Annotated in this window: 16 protein-coding genes and 1 pseudogene; 6 read left to right on the top strand and 11 right to left on the bottom strand. The window is 63.8% G+C overall.

Translation table 11 applies throughout. The features are described from left to right. Positions 1-15: 15 nt before the first annotated feature. From ACVWWD_RS23500 to hemP, 5 genes are read right to left on the bottom strand one after another with little or no spacing between them, the layout of a single operon-like run. A complete protein-coding gene (locus ACVWWD_RS23500) occupies positions 16-807 on the bottom strand; it encodes a heme ABC transporter ATP-binding protein (protein WP_023783149.1) in 792 nt (263 codons plus the stop codon). A 7-nt stretch (positions 808-814) separates the two neighbouring features. After that, complete coding sequence (locus ACVWWD_RS23505) at positions 815-1915, bottom strand: FecCD family ABC transporter permease (protein WP_457103440.1); 1101 nt, start codon at positions 1913-1915, stop codon at positions 815-817. Next, positions 1885-2829, bottom strand: coding sequence for a heme/hemin ABC transporter substrate-binding protein (locus ACVWWD_RS23510; protein WP_352548980.1), 945 nt, complete (start codon positions 2827-2829; stop codon positions 1885-1887). Before ACVWWD_RS23510 ends, ACVWWD_RS23505 begins: the two co-directional genes overlap by 31 nt. Positions 2830-2839: 10 nt before the next feature. Further along, positions 2840-3901 carry a hemin-degrading factor gene (locus ACVWWD_RS23515; RefSeq protein WP_352548979.1) on the bottom strand — a complete coding sequence of 354 codons (1062 nt, stop codon included), beginning with the start codon at positions 3899-3901 and terminating at the stop codon, positions 2840-2842. A gap of 23 nt (positions 3902-3924) precedes the next feature. Continuing rightward, positions 3925-4131, bottom strand: a complete 207-nt coding sequence (gene hemP / locus ACVWWD_RS23520) for a hemin uptake protein HemP (protein WP_457103441.1) — start codon at positions 4129-4131, stop codon at positions 3925-3927. A gap of 199 nt (positions 4132-4330) precedes the next feature. Here hemP and ACVWWD_RS23525 point away from each other — a divergent pair, with 199 nt between their 5' ends. The 4 genes and pseudogenes from ACVWWD_RS23525 to ACVWWD_RS23540 all read left to right on the top strand — a co-directional run bounded on the left by ACVWWD_RS23525 (position 4331) and on the right by ACVWWD_RS23540 (position 8452). Continuing rightward, the gene (locus tag ACVWWD_RS23525; protein WP_352548977.1) at positions 4331-6508 is read left to right on the top strand and encodes a TonB-dependent hemoglobin/transferrin/lactoferrin family receptor; all 2178 of its coding nucleotides are present in this window, start codon (positions 4331-4333) and stop codon (positions 6506-6508) included. Positions 6509-6510: 2 nt separating this feature from the next. Next, positions 6511-6945 (top strand): annotated as a pseudogene (locus ACVWWD_RS23530) (hypothetical protein). 85 nt (positions 6946-7030) lie between these two features. After that, the gene (locus ACVWWD_RS23535; protein WP_352548976.1) at positions 7031-8080 is read left to right on the top strand and encodes an energy transducer TonB; all 1050 of its coding nucleotides are present in this window, start codon (positions 7031-7033) and stop codon (positions 8078-8080) included. A gap of 57 nt (positions 8081-8137) precedes the next feature. Beyond that, positions 8138-8452, top strand: a complete 315-nt coding sequence (locus ACVWWD_RS23540) for an antibiotic biosynthesis monooxygenase family protein (RefSeq protein WP_023783144.1) — start codon at positions 8138-8140, stop codon at positions 8450-8452. 8 nt (positions 8453-8460) lie between these two features. Here ACVWWD_RS23540 and putA read toward each other — a convergent pair whose 3' ends face one another. Further along, positions 8461-12069: a bifunctional proline dehydrogenase/L-glutamate gamma-semialdehyde dehydrogenase PutA gene (gene putA, locus ACVWWD_RS23545; RefSeq protein WP_457103442.1), complete on the bottom strand. Its 3609-nt coding sequence runs from the start codon at positions 12067-12069 to the stop codon at positions 8461-8463. Positions 12070-12231: 162 nt separating this feature from the next. On the opposite strand from putA, the gene ACVWWD_RS23550 reads away from it, so the two are divergent. Continuing rightward, positions 12232-12684, top strand: a complete 453-nt coding sequence (locus ACVWWD_RS23550; protein WP_023769910.1) for an Lrp/AsnC family transcriptional regulator — start codon at positions 12232-12234, stop codon at positions 12682-12684. 1 nt (position 12685) lies between these two features. Here the strand turns inward: ACVWWD_RS23550 and ACVWWD_RS23555 are convergent, their stop codons facing one another. Further along, on the bottom strand, positions 12686-13885 hold the full coding sequence (locus ACVWWD_RS23555) for a cytochrome-c peroxidase (RefSeq protein WP_352548972.1): 1200 nt from the start codon (positions 13883-13885) through the stop codon (positions 12686-12688). A 7-nt stretch (positions 13886-13892) separates the two neighbouring features. Beyond that, on the bottom strand, positions 13893-14342 hold the full coding sequence (locus ACVWWD_RS23560) for a FixH family protein (protein WP_023791673.1): 450 nt from the start codon (positions 14340-14342) through the stop codon (positions 13893-13895). A gap of 151 nt (positions 14343-14493) precedes the next feature. Here ACVWWD_RS23560 and ACVWWD_RS23565 point away from each other — a divergent pair, with 151 nt between their 5' ends. Continuing rightward, positions 14494-15417 carry a sugar kinase gene (locus tag ACVWWD_RS23565; RefSeq protein WP_352548970.1) on the top strand — a complete coding sequence of 308 codons (924 nt, stop codon included), beginning with the start codon at positions 14494-14496 and terminating at the stop codon, positions 15415-15417. A gap of 5 nt (positions 15418-15422) precedes the next feature. On the opposite strand, the gene ACVWWD_RS23570 is transcribed toward ACVWWD_RS23565, so the two are convergent. The 3 genes from ACVWWD_RS23570 to ACVWWD_RS23580 all read right to left on the bottom strand — a co-directional run bounded on the left by ACVWWD_RS23570 (position 15423) and on the right by ACVWWD_RS23580 (position 19123). Then, positions 15423-16445: an aldose epimerase family protein gene (locus ACVWWD_RS23570; protein ID WP_352548969.1), complete on the bottom strand. Its 1023-nt coding sequence runs from the start codon at positions 16443-16445 to the stop codon at positions 15423-15425. An 87-nt stretch (positions 16446-16532) separates the two neighbouring features. Next, positions 16533-17990, bottom strand: a complete 1458-nt coding sequence (locus tag ACVWWD_RS23575) for an NAD-dependent succinate-semialdehyde dehydrogenase (protein WP_140661079.1) — start codon at positions 17988-17990, stop codon at positions 16533-16535. Positions 17991-18172: 182 nt separating this feature from the next. After that, positions 18173-19123: an AEC family transporter gene (locus ACVWWD_RS23580; protein WP_023769905.1), complete on the bottom strand. Its 951-nt coding sequence runs from the start codon at positions 19121-19123 to the stop codon at positions 18173-18175. Between the last annotated feature and the right edge of the window lie 169 nt (positions 19124-19292).

Consider the following 19292-nt stretch of genomic DNA (forward strand, 5'->3'; position numbering starts at 1 on the left):
AGGATCGGCTGAATATCAGCTGACGGACGATTGCGGGAGCACGAACGGCATGTTGCCGGGCGGCAGCACGCCGACCTTGAGCCGGCAATCGAACACCTTCTCGATCAGCTCATCACTCAGCACGTCGTGGGGCGAGCCGCTCGCGGCCAACTGGCCGCGATGCATCACGAAGATGCGGTCGGCGTACACGGCCGTCAGATTGAGGTCGTGCAGGATCGCAACCACGCCCCCGCCCCTTCTGGCGAAGTCGCGGGCGATGTTCATGATGATCAGCTGGTGCTTGATGTCGAGGCTGGACACCGGCTCGTCCAGGAACAGATAGCGCGGCTTGCCGTCGAGCACCGGTGCCCAGACCTGGCACAGCACGCGCGCAAGCTGGACACGCTGCTGCTCGCCACCGGAAAGCTCCTGGTAGAAGCGGCCGGCAAAACCGTCGAGATCGACCCGAGCCAACGCCCGTTCCGGTAGGCGTCCGTCCTCGCCCGGCAGCACGCCCGAACGGCCACCGACCAGGCCAAGCGTGACGACCTCCCGCACAGTGAAAGGAAACGACAGAGTCGTCGCTTGCGGCAGCACGGCCCGCTGGACGGCGACCTCCACCGGCTTCATTGCCGCGAGGTCGCGGCCGTTGAGAACGATGCTTCCGATATAGGCGAGGTCCCCCGACAACGCCTTCAGGAAGGTCGTCTTGCCCGAACCATTAGGGCCGACGATTGCCGCCACCTCGCCCGGCCGCGCATCGAAATCGACACCGGCAACGATTCTCTTGCCGGCGATGTCAATCGAAACATCCCTCGCCTCGATCATTCCAGCCTCACAAATCGATCACGCCGCGCTTGCGCAGCAATATCCACAGGAAGAACGGCGCACCTGATATCGCGGTAACGATGCCGATCGGCAGCTCGGCCGGCGCCACGATGGTGCGGGCGACCGCATCGGCGAGCAGCAACAACGAGGCGCCGAGCAGCGCCGATGCCGGCAGCAGGTAGCGATTGTCGGGCCCGATCAGCAGGCGCAGCAGATGCGGCACGACGATGCCGACGAAGCCGATGCCGCCGCAGACGGCGACGGAGGCGCCGACCGCCGCCGAAACGCCGATGATGGCGGTGTATTTCAGCCGCTGCACCGGAATGCCGAGATGGCCCGCGGTCGCTTCGCCCAGCGCCAGCGCGTTAAGGCCGCGTGCCAGGAACGGCATCGCCGCCAGTGCCAGGACGATTATGGGTCCGACGGAAGCGATCTTGGCCCATGTCGCACCGCCGAGCGATCCCAGTGACCAGAAGGTCAGGTCGCGCAGCTGGCGATCGTCGGCCATGAATATCAGTGTTCCGGTCAGCGCCATGGCAAGTGCCGCCAGGGCTATGCCGGCGAGCAGCATGGTGGCGACCGAGGTTTGGCCCCGTCGCGTGGCGACCTGATAAAGCGCCAATGTGGTGACGAGACCGCCGACGAACGCCGCAAGTGGCAGTGCAAGCGTCCCGAGCAAGGCGGTCACTGGGGCCAGCGCGGTCCCGCCAAGCACGATGATCACCACCGCGCCAAGGCTGGACCCTGCGGAAACGCCGATCAGTCCGGGGTCGGCAAGCGGATTGCGGAACAGCCCTTGCATGACGGCGCCACAAACCGCGAGCGCCGCACCCACCAACATGCCGAGGATGATGCGTGGCATGCGGATGTAATAGACGATCAAGCTGTCGCGGGCGTTGGGCACCGCATCGCCGGGGGCGGAGCCAAAGAGCCAATACCTGAAGACGGTCACGGCGGATGCATCCGACGCCCCGGATGTGAGCGACAGCAAGACGGCGATCGCCAAGCACACGCACAGCAGAAGGATGACGGCACGGGCGCGGCCGGAACGATCCCCTTCGGATGCCCTCGTCGCCTTCACCGGACCGGCGATCGACTGGTCGGCCATGATGCTCGGTCCGTGACCTGTGCGCCATAGAGAGAAACGGCGAGATCGTGGATCGCGTCGGCCGTGCGCGGCCCGAAGCCGAGTAGATAGGCGCCATCGATTCGGATCAGCTTGCGCGCCGTTCCGGCCGGCGTTGAGGCGATGGATGGATTGCCGAACACTTCGTCGTCCGAGACCGGCGGCCCGGCATTGCTCATCATCAGGATCACGTCCGGCCTGGCGGTGATGATCGCTTCGTCCGACATTTGCTTGTAGCCGGAAAAGCCTTCCACCGCATTGACCCCGCCCGCCAGCTTGACCATGCCGTCGGCAGCGGTTTCGCTACCGGCCGCCAGGATCTTGCCACCCTGCGTCGAGAGAATAAACAACACGCGCTTGCGCTCCCTGATGGAGGCTGTCTGCTTTTCGGCGGCTGTGAGTTTCGCATCGAGCGCCTTGGCCAGCACCTCGGCCTTGGCCTCGACCCCGATCGCCTTGCCGACAATGCGAACCTTCTGGAGGATGCCTTCGCGGTTGTACTGCTCGGGCACTTCGATGAAAGGAATGCTCGTCTTCTTCAGCACGTCGACGGCTTCCCTGGGGCCGCTGCCGTGCAATGCCACTATGCCTGTCGGATTGACCGACAAGACGCTTTCCGGCGACAGCTGGCGCATGTAACCGACATCAGGCAGGTCGAGCGCGGCCTCTGGATAGAGGCTGGTGGAATCACGCGCCACCAAATGTCTCTCCTCGCCAAGCGCATAGACGATCTCGGTGATGGACCCGCCAATGGCGACGATCTTCGAAGGATCGGGAAACACCGAAACGCCTTCGCTTGCGCCAGCTGGTTGCAGCGCGGCGAAAGCCATGGAAAGGCCGATTGCACAACCGATCATCGATCCGCGCAGGGCGGACGGTCTCGAAACAAAACGCATCACACTTTCCTCAGGCTGCCGTCGGGTTCGGAATGCGCGGCAGGTGCTCGGCCAGAAAACGCCAGTCGTCGCGCTCGCTTTCGCCTTCATGGCGCTTGCCGAAGAACTGGATGATCATATCGCCATTGGCGGCATAGACCTCGAGCGATGTGACATGGCCGTCCTTGGTCGGCTTGCGCACTGCCCAGACTTCATGGATGTGGTCGGTGCGCAGGTGCAGGTGGAAGGTCTCGTCGAGCACGTTGATCCACGGGCCCATGGACTTGATCGATTTGATCGGACCGGAGTGGATCTGGATGCAGCCGCTGTTGCCCACGAAGCACATGATCGGCATCTCGCTTTCGGCGGCGTGATGGAACATGGCGCGCACCGCGTCATTGTCGAGCGGCCAGGCGTAGTCCTGGCCAACCATGCGCACCGCCTGGCGGCGGCTGAGCTTCAGCGTCTTCAGCATGCCGAAGAATTGGTGCACGTCCGTCAGCCGGCTCCAGCGGTCACGCAGGTCACGCAGGCTCGCCGTCGATGCTTCGGCCCCGCTTTCCTCATCGAGAACCGGCCCTGAAATGTCTATCGTCGGCTCCTGGTTCGGCGGTTCCAGCGAGGCGACCAGTTTCTGGTAGGCATAAAGGCTGGAGGCCGGGCGCAGATGCACCTTGTGCACGGCGTCGCCGGCCGCATCGAAGAACTGCAGGCTGCGGCGGATGTCGTCGCCGTCGCGCTTCTCCACGGCAAAGCCATGCGCCCAGACTTTCGGAAAGATGCGCAGGTCGATGTTCTCGCCGAGCACCATGGCATTATTGTTGCCGGTGACAACCTTGTCATAGACGCCGATCTTCTCGTGTACGGCGCTTTCGTTGCGGGTCAGCGCCATCACCTCACCAACAGCCTCGAGACCGGTCAGAAGGTCGTTGACGCGGGGTTCGACGCGCACGACGCCGTCGCCGCAATGCGCCGCCACCAGCTCGGCCTCCGAAATGCCGAGCTGCGCGGCAAGGTCACGCTCGCGCGCTTTCGGATTCTCGGTCCGGGCCCGCCGGATTTCATGCGGAGCGGGTTTTAGGCGCTGATCCATGTCTTTACCCCTGATGCCTTGCGTTACTTGTTGAGAATGAGCTTGCCCTGGCGGGTGATCTTCAGCCGGTAGAGCGCGCCATGATGCTCGATGCCGATTTCGTGCTCGCCCTGGAACAGCGTGTTGCTGGACAGTGTCCGCACCGCCAGCGAGACCCGATCGAAACGGGTGGAGGTGTCGTCGGAACGGCGGACACGATGGCGAAACTCGTTGGGATTGTGCGTGTTCATCTGGGTCGATCCCTTTCCTGTGCCGGGCATCTGGCTAGGCGTTGCGAACTGCCGATTAATTTCTTGACTCGATTAATCATGTTTACTAGTCAGTGCAATACCGGACTAAATGAGTCAACATTTAAGATGCCGGATACGATCAAAAATGCCAGCAAGCCCCGGGCCAGCCAGCATGGAACCTGGGATTTGGAGTTGGGGCATGGGGTTGATAGTTAGGGAATGGCGCGGCCGGTCGGCGGCGAACGGTGCGGCGGCTTTGCTCGCAAGCGTGGCGGCGATCGCTCTATCCGCGCCATCGGCGCACGCGCAACAGGTGACGCACCCCACTGATCAATCGAAAGAGGCTGAACAGCAAAGGGCAGCCCTAGCGGGCGCTACGCTTCTCGACAAGATCCTGGTGCTCAGCCGCACAGGCGAAACGGCGATTCAGTCGCTGGCCTCGGCCAGCCATGTCGACCAGGAACAGCTCGATCGCCGAATGGCGACGACGCCGAACGAGATGCTTCTCGGTGTGCCTGGTGTCGCTGCACAGGCCGACGCCAGGCGCGTCAGCACCAGCATCAACATCCGCGGCCTGCAGGATTTCGGCCGCGTCGCGGTGATCGTCGATGGCGCGCGTCAGAATTTCCAGCGTTCCGACCACGGCACCCAGTCGACCTTCTACATCGATCCCGAGCTCGTCAAATCCGTCGACGTGATCCGTGGTCCTGTCGCCAACACCTATGGCTCCGGCGCCATTGGCGGCGTCGTCTTCTTCGACACCAAGGATGCGGTCGATTTCCTCAAGCCCGACGAGACCTGGGCCGGTTCCGTCACCGGACGATACGAGAGCAACGGCAAGGGCTGGACCACCAGCGCCACCGGTGCCTATCGCATCAATGAGAACTGGGACGTGTTGGGCAACATCGTTTACCGCGACTACGACAACTACAAGGACGGCGACGGCGACAGCGTCAACGGCACCGGCTTCGACGTGCTGAGCGGCCTGCTCAAGACGACCGTCCGGCCAACCGAGAACAGTGAGCTCAAGCTCGGCTGGGTCGGTTCGAGCGACGACTGGGACGAGACCAGCGGCGGCGTGCCGGTCAACGATGTCGACCTGAAGTCGAACACCTTCACGGCCCGCTACATCATCACGGACGAAGACAAGAGCTGGCTCGATCTCCATATTAACACGTCCTACAACAAGACCAATCTCGACCTGACCAGTCTCGCGCCGCAGAACCGGTTCGATCCGGTGACCGGTCTTCCCGTGGTGCTGCCGGCAGGATCACTGTCGACATTCGATGTCGGCACGACCGGCATCGATATCTGGAACACGTCGCGGTTCGAAACGAACGGCATCGCGCATGAACTGACCTATGGCGGCGATTGGGTCGGCGACAACGTCAAGACGGGTGGCGCGGCCGGGGGCGACAGTTTCTACACGCCGTCGGGCAAGCGCAACGTGTCCGGCGCCTATGTCCAGGACAAGCTCACCTGGGACTGGCTCGAAGTCATCGCTGGCCTGCGCTACGACAGCTACAGCCTGAAGGATGACACGCATGATATTTCCGGCGACAGGCTATCCCCGCGCGTCACCGTCGGTGTCTCGCCATTCAACAGCGGCGGGCTTGCCGGCCTGCAATTCTACGGCACTTATGCGGAAGGCTACCGCTCTCCCTCGATCACGGAAACGCTGATCAGCGGCAATCATCCGGCCGGCGTCAGCTTCCCATTCCTGCCCAATCCAAATCTGCGGCCCGAGACCGGCAAGACGACCGAGCTCGGCGTCAACTACAAGCAGAACGATATCTTCGAGCCGGGCGACGCCTTGCGCCTGAAAGCAGCCTATTTCAACAACGATGTCGACGACTATATCGACGGCGTAACGCTGTCGCCGTTCGCTCCAGGCAGTGGCTGCCCCTTCGGCCCCGGAATCCCGATCTGCTTCCAGTATCAAAATTTCGCCAAGGCCAAGATCAACGGTTTCGAGCTGGAAGGCGTCTATGACGCGGCATGGGGCTATGCCGGCCTCTCGGCCTCGATCACGGATGGCCACACCGTTTCCTACAAGGGTGTGGAAGCCGACCTCGCCACTATTCCCTCCTCTCAGGTCACCGCTCAGCTAGGCCTGCGTTTCCTCGAGGACAAGCTGACCGTCGGCGGTGAGGTGCAGTATAACGGCAAGCCGAAGGGCAATGCCGTCGCGGCGGACTACACACTGGTAAATGCTTTCGCCAGCTATCAGGCGACCGACGATCTGAAAGTCGATTTCCGCGCCGACAATCTGTTCGACGTCAATTACGCCAATCCGCTGAACGGCAGCACCACAATTGCGGTCTACGAACCCGGTATCACGCTGAAGCTGGCGGCAACCATGCGCTTTGGAGGCTGACCATGACGCGCTTGACGACATCCCTTCGTCCGCTGACCTCGACGCTGGCGATGTCGCTGACGACAGTTCCGTGGCTGAGCAGTCCGCGCCGGTCCTGACCCTCGAACTTTAATGCCGCGCAGCCTTCCGACAAGGGCTGCCGGCTGACCTTCCTGGTCAGCAACAATCTCGGCGCCGACCTGACCAAGGCGGCGTTCGAGATCGCCCTGTTCAACGAGGCCGGCGTCGTCGACCGGCTGACCGTGCTCGACTTCAAGGACCTGCCGCACGGCAAGACCAAGGTGACGCGCTTAGACCTGGCCGGCACCGACTGCACCAGGGTGGGCCGCGTACTGATCAACAGCGCGACGGATTGCGCTGGCACGGGCGTCGAACCAACTGCCTGCGCGCGCAAGCTGAGGACGGACACCAAGACCCGCCTCGCTTTCGGCGCCTGAGGCGGGACCGCATCCCGCATTCCCAGGAAAAAGTGGCAGGGCCGCCGGCTTCGATTGGTTACCGGTTGAGGCAACCGATCTTGATTTGACAAGTCTAGGCGCATCGCTGCAGTTTCGCGCCCGCGACATGCAGGAAATCAGTCCTTCCCCCGACGCTGGCAACGAGCTGGCAATAGCGCCGGCAGAGCGACTTGCCCAGGCGCGAGCGCAAGCCAGCAACGGCAAGTGGCAGGCTGCGATCGCCATCTCCTGCCTGCTCCATGCCGGCGTGGCGGCGGTTTTTCTGATCTCGTCCGCCGGCAGGTTCGATTCCAGGGAGGCAGAGCAGTCGGAAGGCGGCGATCACAAAGGTGACAAGGTCGCAGGCAGTGCATTGGACAAGGACCCGGCGGCAATGAATGTCACGCTGGTGCCGCCCCTGCCGACGGCCAAGCCTCATCCGGCAAAGGCGGCCGGGCCGGCGCCGACCCAACCTTCTCAGCCCGCGGAGGAACCGATGACACACGCTCCCGAGCCTGCCCGGGACGCCGCGAAGCAGACTTCGGAGCCCTCGGCGGAACCGGTCAAACAGCCCGTGGCCACGCCGGACATACTGGTGGCGGCAACCCCGCGCCCGGATGACCAGAGCGTGGCTGCCAGGACAGAAACGCCGGCACAGCCGAACGCCCAGGCCGAAACCAGCGAAATGCCTGTCACCGTTCCGGACCAACCGCCGATCCCCGTTGCAAGGCCAACTCCAACGGCTGCCCCTGCGACTGCTCGAGCGGAGGAACGGAGCGGCACGGCCGATGGCCAGGACCGGCTGGCGGAAGCGGCCAGCAAGGGCAAAAGGCAAAAAGACCCGGGCGGCGCCGCGGAAGACAGTTACCGCGGCAACGTCTTTCGAAAGCTCGGCAGCGTCAATCGTACTCTCCCGCCTTCGCTGCAACTGGCCGCCCGTAACAATGCGGTTGTGGCATTCGCCATAGGCAGGAAGGGCAACATAGACCAGTTGCGCATTCTGGAAAGCTCGGGATCGCCGACTTTCGACGAGGCCGCGCTTGGCATCGTGCGCAAGGCCGCTCCCTTCCCTCCAATTCCGTCACAGGAATCGAACCCGAGCTTGGAGTTCGAGGTCGGGATCGGCCCGTTTTGACCAGGCCCGGAACAGACGTTGCGGCGCAACCATCAACATCCGCATGAAAGAGACCCCATGTACATCGCCATGAACCGCTTCAAGGTCCAGACCGGCTCGGAGCGCGCCTTCGAAGCCGTGTGGAAGAACCGCGACTCCAGCCTGGCCGACATGAAGGGTTTTCGCGAGTTCCACCTGCTGCGCGGTCCGGTCAACGAGACCGAGGGCTACACGCTGTTTGCGTCGCACACGGTGTGGGCAACTCACGATGATTTCGTCGCCTGGACCAAGTCGGAGAATTTCCGCGCCGCCCACCGGAATGTCGGCATGACGAAAGTCCACTATCTCGGCCACCCGCAATTCGAGGGTTTTTCCGTCGTCGAGGGCGCGTAGATATCGACCTATGCGGCGGCCAACAAGCTGGCATTGCCGCCCGCGGCGGTCGTGTCGACGCAGACCGCTCGCTCATGCGCATAGGCCGCGGGATAAAGCACCTCGCTGACCAGCGGGATGATCGGCCCGCTGCGCTCGGCGATGACCTTGCGCACGATGCGCGCCGCCTCGGGCGTGCCTGAAAAAGCAACCACATCGACGCGCAGCGAGCGCGCCTCGACAGGATCGGGGCGGCCGTCGATGGCCGCCAGCGGCAGGCCTTTGCCGGTCAATGCCGAGAGCACCGCCGGTGCACCAGGCGCAACGGCCAGCACCGCATTGCCGGCTGCGAGCGCCTGGATGGTCTGCGCCAGCAGCGTGTCGCCGTCCGGCCCCAGGCACAGCACCCGGCCGCGCGGCGACAGCGACAGCGTGTTGGCCTCGCCGGTCGGCCCGGGCAGATCGACCTGGCCGAAATCAATGCCGGCGGCGGCACCGATCGCGGCCGCGCCCTTGCCGCGCAGATGCTTCCTCAGGATGGCGACCCGGTCCGGCCGCGTCGCCCAGCCGCCTAGAGCGGGATCGGGCAGATTGTCGGCCAGTTCGGTCGCCGTCACCTTATGGCCTTCGCCGACTTCCGTGCCCGCTTCGGGCCCCTTGCGGAAACGCCTGAGATAGTGCGGCCCGCCGGCCTTCGGCCCGGTGCCGGACAGGCCCTCGCCGCCAAATGGCTGCGAACCGACGACTGCGCCGATCTGGTTGCGGTTGACATAGATGTTGCCGGCATGAATGCCGTCGACGAAATGCTGCACCCGGCCCTCGATACGGGTGTGCAGGCCGAAGGTCAGGCCGTAGCCCTTGCGGTTGATGGCGGCGATGACGCTGTCGATCTGGTCGGCGTCGAAGGTCGCGACGTGCAGCACCGGCCCGAACACTTCGCGCTCCATCTCCTCGATGCCCTTGACCCGGAAGACATGCGGCGCGACGAAGCGGCCATCCTTGGGCGCCTCAAGTTTAGCGATCAGCCGGCCCTGCAGGCCCATCGTCGTGCAATAATCGCGGATCGAACTTTGCGCTTCATCGTCGATCACCGGACCGACATCGGTCGAAATCCGCCAGGGATCGCCGACGTTGAGCGCCTCCATGGCGCCTTTCAGCATCTCCAACATCTTCTTCTCGACGTCTTTCTGGACATAGAGCACGCGCAACGCCGAGCAGCGCTGGCCGGCACTCTGGAAAGCCGACGCGAGGATGTCACGCACCGCCTGCTCGGGAAGTGCCGTGGAATCGACGATCATGGCGTTGAGGCCGCCGGTCTCGGCGATCAGCATGGCGTCCGGCGCCGCGGTCTCGGCCAATTGCTTTTCGATCAGCTTGGCGACCTCGGTCGAGCCGGTGAAGCAGACGCCGGCAATACGCGGGTCCGCTGTCAGCGGGCCACCGACCGTCGGGCCGTCCCCCGGCAGGAGTTGGATAACGTCTTCCGGCACGCCGGCCTCGCGAAGCATCTCGACGGCGCGGAAGGCGATCAGCGGGGTCTGCTCCGCTGGCTTGGCGATCACTGAATTGCCGGTGACGAGTGCTGCCGCGATCTGGCCGGTGAAGATGGCGAGTGGGAAATTCCACGGCGAGATGCAGACGATGGCGCCGCGCGCTTGAGTGCCCGTTTCAGCGTTCGCCGCCTCGGTGGCGTAATAACGCAGGAAGTCGACCGCCTCGCGCACTTCAGCGACGCCGTCGGCCAGCGATTTGCCGGCCTCGCGCGTGGCGAGCGCGAAGAACTCGACGGCATTGGCCTCGTAAAGATCGGCGGCGCGGTTGAGGATAGCGGCACGCTCGGCGACGCGGCGTTTAGCCCAGGCCGGCTGCGCCTCGACAGCGATGCGCACGGCGATCGCGACTTGCTTGGCGGCCGCCTCGTGAACCGTGCCGACCACCTCGGAAGGCTTTGCCGGATTGAGGATCGGGCGCTGCTTGCCGTAGCCGGCGGCGCGCGTGATCGGCTTGGCGTGCCAGCGATCGGGACCCGCGAATGCCGCTCTGGCCTGCTCGATCGCCGCCAGCGTCACCGTGTCGGTGATGTCGAACCCCTTCGAGTTGCGGCGCCCGATCCCAAATATCCGCGAAGGCCGGGCAATCGCCGGATTGATGGCGGACCCCTGGCTTTCGATCGTTTCCAGCGGATCGCGCGCGATATCCTCCGGCTCGACCTCCTCGTCGGTCAATTGGTGCACGAAGGAGGAGTTGGCGCCGTTTTCCAGGAGCCGGCGGACCAGGTAGGCCAGCAGGTCCGAATGCGCGCCGACCGGCGCATAGATACGGCAACGCGTGCCTTCGGCCTTGCGCACCGTTTCGTGCAAGGCCTCGCCCATGCCATGCAGGCGCTGGAATTCGAAGGTGTCACGATTGTCAGCCATCGACAGGATGGCAGCGACGGTGTGCGCGTTATGAGTGGCGAACTGCGGATAGATGCGGTCGGTCATGCCAAGCAGCTTTTTCGCGCAAGCCATGTAGGAGACGTCGGTGTTGGCCTTGCGCGTGAACACGGGATAGCCGGCAAGCCCGAGTGTCTGCGCCCGCTTGATCTCCGTGTCCCAATAGGCACCCTTGACCAGCCGGACCATGATGTTGCGATTATGCTTCTTGGCCAGGGCATACAGCCAATCGATGGTGAAAGCCGCGCGCGGACCATAGGCCTGCACGACGACGCCAAAGCCGTTCCAGCCGGCAAGTTCCGGCTCGGCCAGCACCCGCTCGATCACGTCGAGCGACAGGTCGAGACGATCCGCCTCCTCGGCGTCGATGTTGAGGCCCATCCGCGAATGCCGTGCGGCCAGGGCCAGCGACAACAGCCGCTCGGCCATCACAGGCAGCATCTCTTCCTTTTGCGCTTCTTCGTAGCGTGGATGCAGCGCCGAAAGCTTGACGGAGATGCCATGGTTCTGGCGGATATCTGGCCCGTTCGAGCCGGCATCGAGCGAGGAAATGGCGTCGGCATAGGCCTTGTGATAGCGCAGCGCGTCCGCCTCGGTGCGGGCCGCCTCGCCCAGCATGTCGAAGGAGTAGAGATAACCCTTCTGCGTCATCGGCCGGCCGCGCTTGACGGCTTCCGCGATCGTGCGGCCAAGCACGAACTGCTCGCCCATCTCGCGCATGGCGGCGGCCACCGCCTTGCGGATGACCGGTTCGCCCAGCCGGCGCACCATCGAGCGCAGCGTGCCTTCGATACCGCCCTCACCTTCCTCGAGCACGCGGCCGGTCAGCATCAGCGCCCAGGTCGAGGCGTTGACGAAGATCGAACTCGAACCGCCCGAATGCGCCGACCAGTCGTGCGGCGCGATCTTGTCGGCGATGAGATCGTCCATCGTCTCTGTGTCGGGCACGCGCAACAGCGCCTCGGCCAGGCACATGAGCGCCACGCCTTCCTTGGTGGAGAGGCCGTAGGCCGAGAGGAAGACTTCCATCAGCCGTGGATCGGACGAACCCCGCACCGCTCGCACCAGGTCGGCCGCCCGCGCCGAGATCGCCTTACGGTCTCCGGCCGAAAGCCCGGCCGCCTCGGCCAATCGCTTAACCGCTGCCTCTTCGTCGGGCAAATAATTGGCGCGGATCTGCTGGCGGATGGCGTCGAGCGGCATGGCGGTCCTATGAGCAAGCACAAGGGAACGGGCCGGCGGTCACCGGACCGAATGGCGCAAGCTAGCACAAGTACCAGTTTTCAGGCGGTCTGAAAAAATCGACAGGGCAGCTCAATTGACCTATGGTGTTGCCAAAAATTGCTCTTTCAGGCTGCTGTTTCGATGACAGAAGATCAATTGGACCGCATTGACAGGAACATCCTGTCGGCACTGGCCGGCAACGGCCGGCTTTCGATGTCGGAACTGGCGGCCAAGGTCGGCCTGTCGAAGACACCGGTGCAGGCGCGGGTAAAGCGGCTGGAGAAGGACGGCTATATCAGGGGGTACCAGGCGATCATCGACCGCGAGCGCATGGGCGAAGGCCATGTCGCTTTCGTTCAGGTGAAATTATCGGACACCCGATCCGCCGCGCTCGACGCTTTCAACCGGTCTGTCCAGGCCGTGCCGGAGATCGAGCAGTGCCACATGATGGCGTCGAGCTTCGACTATCTCCTGAAGGTCCGCACGAAGGACATCGCCGCCTATCGCCGCGTGCTCGGTGAGCGCATCTCCGCCCTGCCCCACGTCGCCCAGACCTCGACCTTCGTGGCGATGGAGACGGTCAAGGACAGGTAACCTATTCCGATAGCGTCTTCAGGAACGCCACCAGTGCGGCGCGCTCGCGGTCCGAGAGCTCCAGCGGGTGAATTTCAGAAGTGCCCTCGACGCTTGGCCCAGCCTTGGCATAGTGAGCGACGACTTCGTTGAGCGATGAAAATTGCCCGGCGTGCATGTAAGGCGGCCGCGTCGCCGCACCGCGCAGCGACGGCGTCTTGTAGGCGCGCACAAGTTCCGGCGCATCCTTGACCATGAAGCGCAGCTCGCCGCAGGCACTGGCCTCGCCATCGCGATAGGCGCCGAAGCAGTTGAACGGGTCGGCCTCGACCTGAGCCACCGCATCGACGCGCCCACGGTCCGCCGGCAGGTCGGCAACAGGCGGCACACCCGTGTTGTGAAAGCCGTTGTCGCTGAAGCGCGGGCCGTTGTGGCAGGTCACGCAATTGGCCTTGCCGACGAACAGTTTCAACCCAAGGATTTCCTCCGTGGAAAAGACGGCATCGCCTTTCGGCTCGGCACCTGTCGCAAGGTCCAGCGCAAAGCGGTCGAAGCGTGTCGGTGCCGGCTCAATCGAGCGTTCGAAAGCGGCGATCGCCTTGCCGATGTTGGCATAGACGCCGTTGATTGCATCACGCTGCGCGTCGCTCATCGCGTTCCAGGCGGTTTTTTCGGCATCGCTTCCAAGCGGGCTGGCATTTGGCGGAATGCTGGATAAATCAGGCAATGGCCCGAAGATGCGCTCATAGCGTTCGCCGAAACGCGCCTTCATGTAATGCGCGTAGGCAGCACGGTTTCCTGCCTGTTCCAACGGGTTTTCGAGCGGTGTCAGCGCCTGCGCCCACAGGCTGTCGCGCCGTCCGTCCCAGAAAAACCAGGGGTCGCGCGCCACGCCGGCCAGCGGCATGGTGCGCCGGTTGGTGTGGCCGACCCCGACCGCCTGCGGCAGGTCGTCCTGGAACTGCCGGTCGATCTTGTGGCAGGTCGAGCAGGACACCGTACCGTCGCGGCTCATCCCGACGTCGAAGAACAGCGTCGAGCCGAGCGCCGCCGCGGCCGGCTCATCGGCGAAGCGGTTGGTGGTATCAAGCTTCAGCGCCGGCAGCGTATTCAGCGCGAGCGATGCAATCGTCTTCTTCTCGGCATCCGAAAAATCCGGCTTGCCGCAACCGGCAAGGATGGCTGCCACCGTCAGTGCCAAAAAGCAGAAAAAGCGCTTCATCGACCGCTCACAGCACCACGTTGAACAGCACAGTGTCGGAGCCCGCGCCGGATGATATGGCGAAACGCAGTTGCCACCAGCCGCTCATCGTGAATTTCACCCCTTCGATGCGGTAGCGTCCTTCGCCTAGATAGTCGGTCGCCTGCGGGCTGGTCGGCAGACCGTGATTGTGTTGCGGCATGCCGCCGGAGATGGCAATCGCGGCTCGTTCCACCGAGGCCCCTGTCTTCGTCTTCAGCGTCAGCAGCCAGGATTCCAGTTCGCCCTGCCGCACGACGCCTCGTTCCGGCACGAAACTCGCTACGTACAGCCCGTTGTCGGTTTTTTTCGTCCGCGAGACATCCGGGCCGACGGGCTGTGCCGAATGCGGCGCGGTCAGATAGACGGCCGCGAGAACGCCGACCAGCAAAGCAGCCAGACCAAGACCTGCCAGGAGATAACGCCATAATGATGCCAAACCGGTTCCTCTTTCGCGGATAACGTCCTGCCGGGCGGATCGCATCCCGCCGGCCTGTGGGAAAACGCTGTGGCGGAAAAAAGCCTGCTTGCCAAGCATGGCGCCGCGTCCGGCAAAAAGCTACAGCACCGAAATCACTGGAGGATTGCAGATGGTGGGAAACGGCGTCGCCTCGATCGGCGAATGCATGCTGGAACTGTCGGGCCAGACCGGGCCGAACTGGCGCATGGGCTTTGCCGGCGACACGTTCAACACGCTGTGGGCCTTGCATGCGCTAAGCGCTGGCCGGCCGGCAACCTATGTCTCGGCCTTCGGCGACGACCCTTTCTCGCAGGGTCAGATCGACTTCTTCGCCGAAAACGGCATCGGCATCGGCTCCAGTCCGGTCATACCGGGCGCGCGCCCTGGCCTCTATTCCATCACGCTGACCGGCGCCGAGCGCTCCTTCACCTACTGGCGCGGTGACGCCGCCGCCAGGCAGCTCGCGTCGGACCCGGCGGCACTGGCGAAAAATCTGGAAAATCAGGCGCTTGTGTACTTTTCCGGAATCACTTTGGCAATTCTCGATGAGACCGCGCGCAAGACGCTGCTGGCCGCCGTGGCAAAGGCGCGCGCGGCGGGCTCGCTGATTGCCTTCGATCCAAATTATCGGCCACGGCTCTGGCGCAACCGCAAGGACGCGCAAACAGCGGTTGCCGAGGCGCTTGCGGTTACCGACATCGCGCTGCCGACGTTCCCCGACGAGCAGATGCTGTTCGGCGATGATACACCGCAGGCGACCGCCGAGCGCCTCGGGCAATTGGTCAAGGAGGTCGTGGTCAAGAACGGCGAGGCACCGGCGTTGATTGGCAAGGGTGGAGCGCCGCGGGAGATCGCCGCAATCCACGTGGCTGCGCCCGTGGACACGACAGGTGCGGGCGATTCCTTCAACGGCGGCTATCTCGCCGCACGGCTTGGCGGGATTGACCCGGCGGACGCTGTCCAGCGTGCGCACCGCGTCGCCGCCGCCGTCGTGCAGGTCCGGGGCGCGCTGGCGCCGTTCGAGACGCTACGGGCGGCGTTCGAGCAATCCTGAAAAAGTTAGCCCTGCCGGAAGCGATATTCCGTCACGTGGTGGTAGATCGCGCCAGGCCATAGCGTCGCCTGCGGGAAATAGGGCCGGTTCGGCGCGTCGGGCCATATCTGCGGCTCCAGACAGAAGCCGCTGAAGGCCTTGTAACCCCGTCCGTCCAGGCCGCTGCGTGGCGTCACATACTGCCCGGTATAAAGCTGAACACCGGGCTCGGTGGTCCAGACTTCCATCTCGACGCCGGAACTCGCCCCTTGCACCCAGGCTGCCTGCTTAAGCGGACCGCGCGCCGCGGCCAGGCAGAAATTCTGGTCGTAGGGCAACTGTTCGCCCTCGGTCTCCATGCGCAGCGGTCGCGCCTGGCGAAAATCGAAGGGCGTGCCGTCGACCGGCTTGACCACGCCCGTCGGGATCATGTCGCCGTCGACAGGCAGATAGGCGCCAGCGTTCAGCATCATCCTGTGGTCGAGAATGTCGCCCGTGCCGCCATCGTCGAGGTTGAAATAGGAATGCTGGGTGAGATTGCACGGCGTCGGCTCCTCGCAGGTCGCCGTCAGTTCGACGCTGAGCGTGCCGGGAATTTTCAGCCGGTAGGTGCAGGTAACGTCGAGCGCGCCGGGAAAGCCCATAGCGCCATCGGGATCATGCAGCGTCAGCGTGACGAAGTCCCTGCCATGCAGCGAAACCGTCCATGGCCGGTGGGAATAGCCTTGCGAGCCGCCATGCAGCGTATGCTTGTCCAGGAAGTTGCGCTCAGTCTGATAGCGGTTGCCGCCAATTGTAAAACGAGCGTCGCCGATGCGGTTGGCGTAGCGCCCAACCACCGCCCCGAAGAAGCCAGTATCGGTCTCATACGCTTCCAGAGTGCCGTAGCCGAGAACCAGCGGCGCATCATGCCCGGCCAGGCGCAGGTCCTGGACGATGGCGCCGAGCCCGATGATGTTGGCGGTGAGGCCACCGCCCGTGATCGTGAAGCGGCGGACCGGTTCGCCTGCCTGCGTCGTGCCGAAAACCTCGCCGTCCTTCATCATCATGCCCGCAAAACGTCAGTGGATCCAAAGGACTTCGGCTGGTTCTTCAGCCTTGAGGCAGGTTTACGAGCCTGCCTCAGGACTAGCCTATCAGAGGCCGAGGCCGCCGATGCACACATATTTCGTATCGAGGTAATCCTCGATGCCCTGATGTCCGCCCTCCTTGCCAAGTCCGGATTCCTTGACGCCGCCGAACGGTGCTTCAGGTGTCGTGATCAGCCCTTCATTGACGCCGACCATGCCGTATTTCAGGCCTTCCATGACCCGGAAGGCGCGGCCGAGGTCGCCGGTGTAGAAGTAGCAGGCAAGGCCGAACTCTGTGTCGTTGGCGAGCGCCACGGCCTCTTCCTCGGTCTCGAACTTAAACACAGGTGCGACCGGGCCGAAGATCTCTTCCTTCATGAAGCGCATTTTCGGCGTCGCGTTGGCGATGACCGTCGGCTGGAAGAACGAACCGCCGAGCGCGTGGCGCTTGCCCCCGGCGACGACCTTGCCGCCCTTGGCCGTGGCGTCGGCGATCAGCTCCTCGACCTTCTCGACCGCCTTCTCGTCGATCAGGGGCCCCTGCTGGACGCCCTCTTCCAGGCCGGAACCGACCTTCAGCCCGTTGCTGGCCGCGGCGAGTTTCTCGACGAACTTGTCATAGACGCCGGCCTGGACCAGGAAGCGGTTGGTGCAGACGCAGGTCTGGCCGGAGTTGCGATATTTGGCGGTGATCGCGCCGGCCACGGCACGCTCGATATCGGCGTCGTCGAAGACGATGAAGGGCGCGTTGCCGCCGAGTTCCATCGATACCTTCTTGACGGTCACCGACGATTTCTGGATCAGGATCTTGCCGACCTCGGTGGAGCCGGTAAAGGTGATCTTCTTGACCAACGGATTGGCGCAAATCTCGTCGCCGATCTCACCGGCGGCGCCGGTCAGGATGTTGACGACGCCCTTGGGAAAGCCGACTTCCTCGGCAAGCGCCCCCCAGGCAAGGCCGGAATATGGCGTCTGCGAGGCCGGCTTGACGACAGCGGTGCAGCCCGCGGCAAGTGCGGGACCGAGCTTGCGGGCCAGCATCGAGGACGGGAAATTCCATGGCGTGATGGCGGCGATGACACCGACAGGTTCTTTCGTCACCAGGATGCGGCGGTCCGCCCACGGCGAGGGCACGACATCGCCATAAGTGCGGCGGCCTTCTTCGGCGAACCACAGGATGTAGGCGGCAGCCGAACCGATCTCGCCCTTGGACTCGAACAGCGACTTGCCCTGCTCGATGGTGAGCAGTTCGGCGAGCACGTCCTGATTGTCCATCATCGCGTCATGCAGCTTGCGCAGCAGCTTCGAGCGCTCGAGCGCGGTCGTCTTGCGCCAGGTTTTGAAAGCTTCATCGGCGGCCTCGATGGCGCGGCGAGTTTCTGCCTTGCCCGACTTCGGTACGGTGCCGATCTTGAGACCTGTAGCCGGGTTGTTCACATCGACCGTCTGGCCGCTGTCGGCCTGCACCCATTCCCCGTTGATGAGATTGGCCTGCCGCATGAAATGGCTGGTTTTCTGAAGCATGGTCTAGCCTCCGTTCGGCGCTCACGGGCCGCTATCTGGATGTCTTCGGTAAAGCGCAGGCAGGACCGCGCGCTGGAGCCATTGCTCTTAACCTAGGGAAAGCCCCGCAAGCAATCGCAAGATGGCATATAGGGGTTGGACCAGCACAAGACGAGAGCGCGTTGCGTACGCCGTCGCCAACCTTATCCGAAAACATGCAGGACAACCGTCAGCCAGAAAGCGGTTGTGATCGCCGCGCAGGCCGTGGCGATGGTCATCTGGTTCGATGCCAGCGCCTGGCCGGTGTTGAACTGCACCGCGATGAGATAGGAATTGATGCCGGAGGGCAGCGCCGCCACCACGACCGCCACCTTGGCGGTCAGGGGCGGCAGGCCGAGCAGCCAGACGAAGGCAAGAACCAGTGCCGGCATCAGGAACAGTTTGAGCGCCGAAAGCGCCAGCGCCGGCCGGACATTGCCTGATATCCCGAAGCGGCGCAGGCTGAGCCCCATGGCAAACAGCGCCACCGGCCCGGCCGTATCTGCCAATGCATCCACCAGGCGCATGGCGAGACCAGGCAGCGGCACGCCGCTGAGCCGCCATGCCAGCCCCAGCACAATGCCGATGATCAGCGGATTGATGAACAGCCGCCTGAGGAAACTTCTGATAACACGCAAGGGATGGACGTGTTCGCCGCTGCCGCGCCCGAACATCTCGAACAGCACGATCGAAGCCATCATCATGATCGGCAGATGCACCGAGACCAGCAGCGACAGCACTTCGAAGCCGCTCGGACCGAATATGCCAAGGATGAAGGGAGCGCCGAGCAGCACGACGTTGGAATAGGCAGACGACACCCCGCCGACGACCCCGGCGCGCGCATCGCGACCGAAGACCCGCGTGGTGACGACATGGCCGGCGGCCCAGGTGATCGCCACGGCGGTGAAATAGGCACCCCATAGCGGCCATGGCGCCACGCCATGAAAATCGGCATTGACCATGGTCTGGAACAAGAGCAGCGGCATTGCCACCGAAACCGCGAAGTCGGATATCCCCTCGCCGCTCGCCGGTCTCAAATAGCCCGTGAGCCCGGCGAGATAGCCGAGCGCGACAAGACTGAAGACGAACAGGACGGTTTCGGTAAGCGGAGACATTTTTCAGGGATAGGCGAGCCACGGTCGCGGCGCAATCGCGCCCGAATTTGATCATCGTCGGCTGGCGGAGTTATAGATGGCTTGGATCATCAGGGCGGAACGACAAATGACCTTTGTCGAAACCTCGAAACCTCGTCTTTTCCTGCGTGCGTGGCTGACGTTGTTAGTC

The sequence above is a fragment of the Mesorhizobium sp. URHB0026 genome (genome assembly GCF_054059755.1).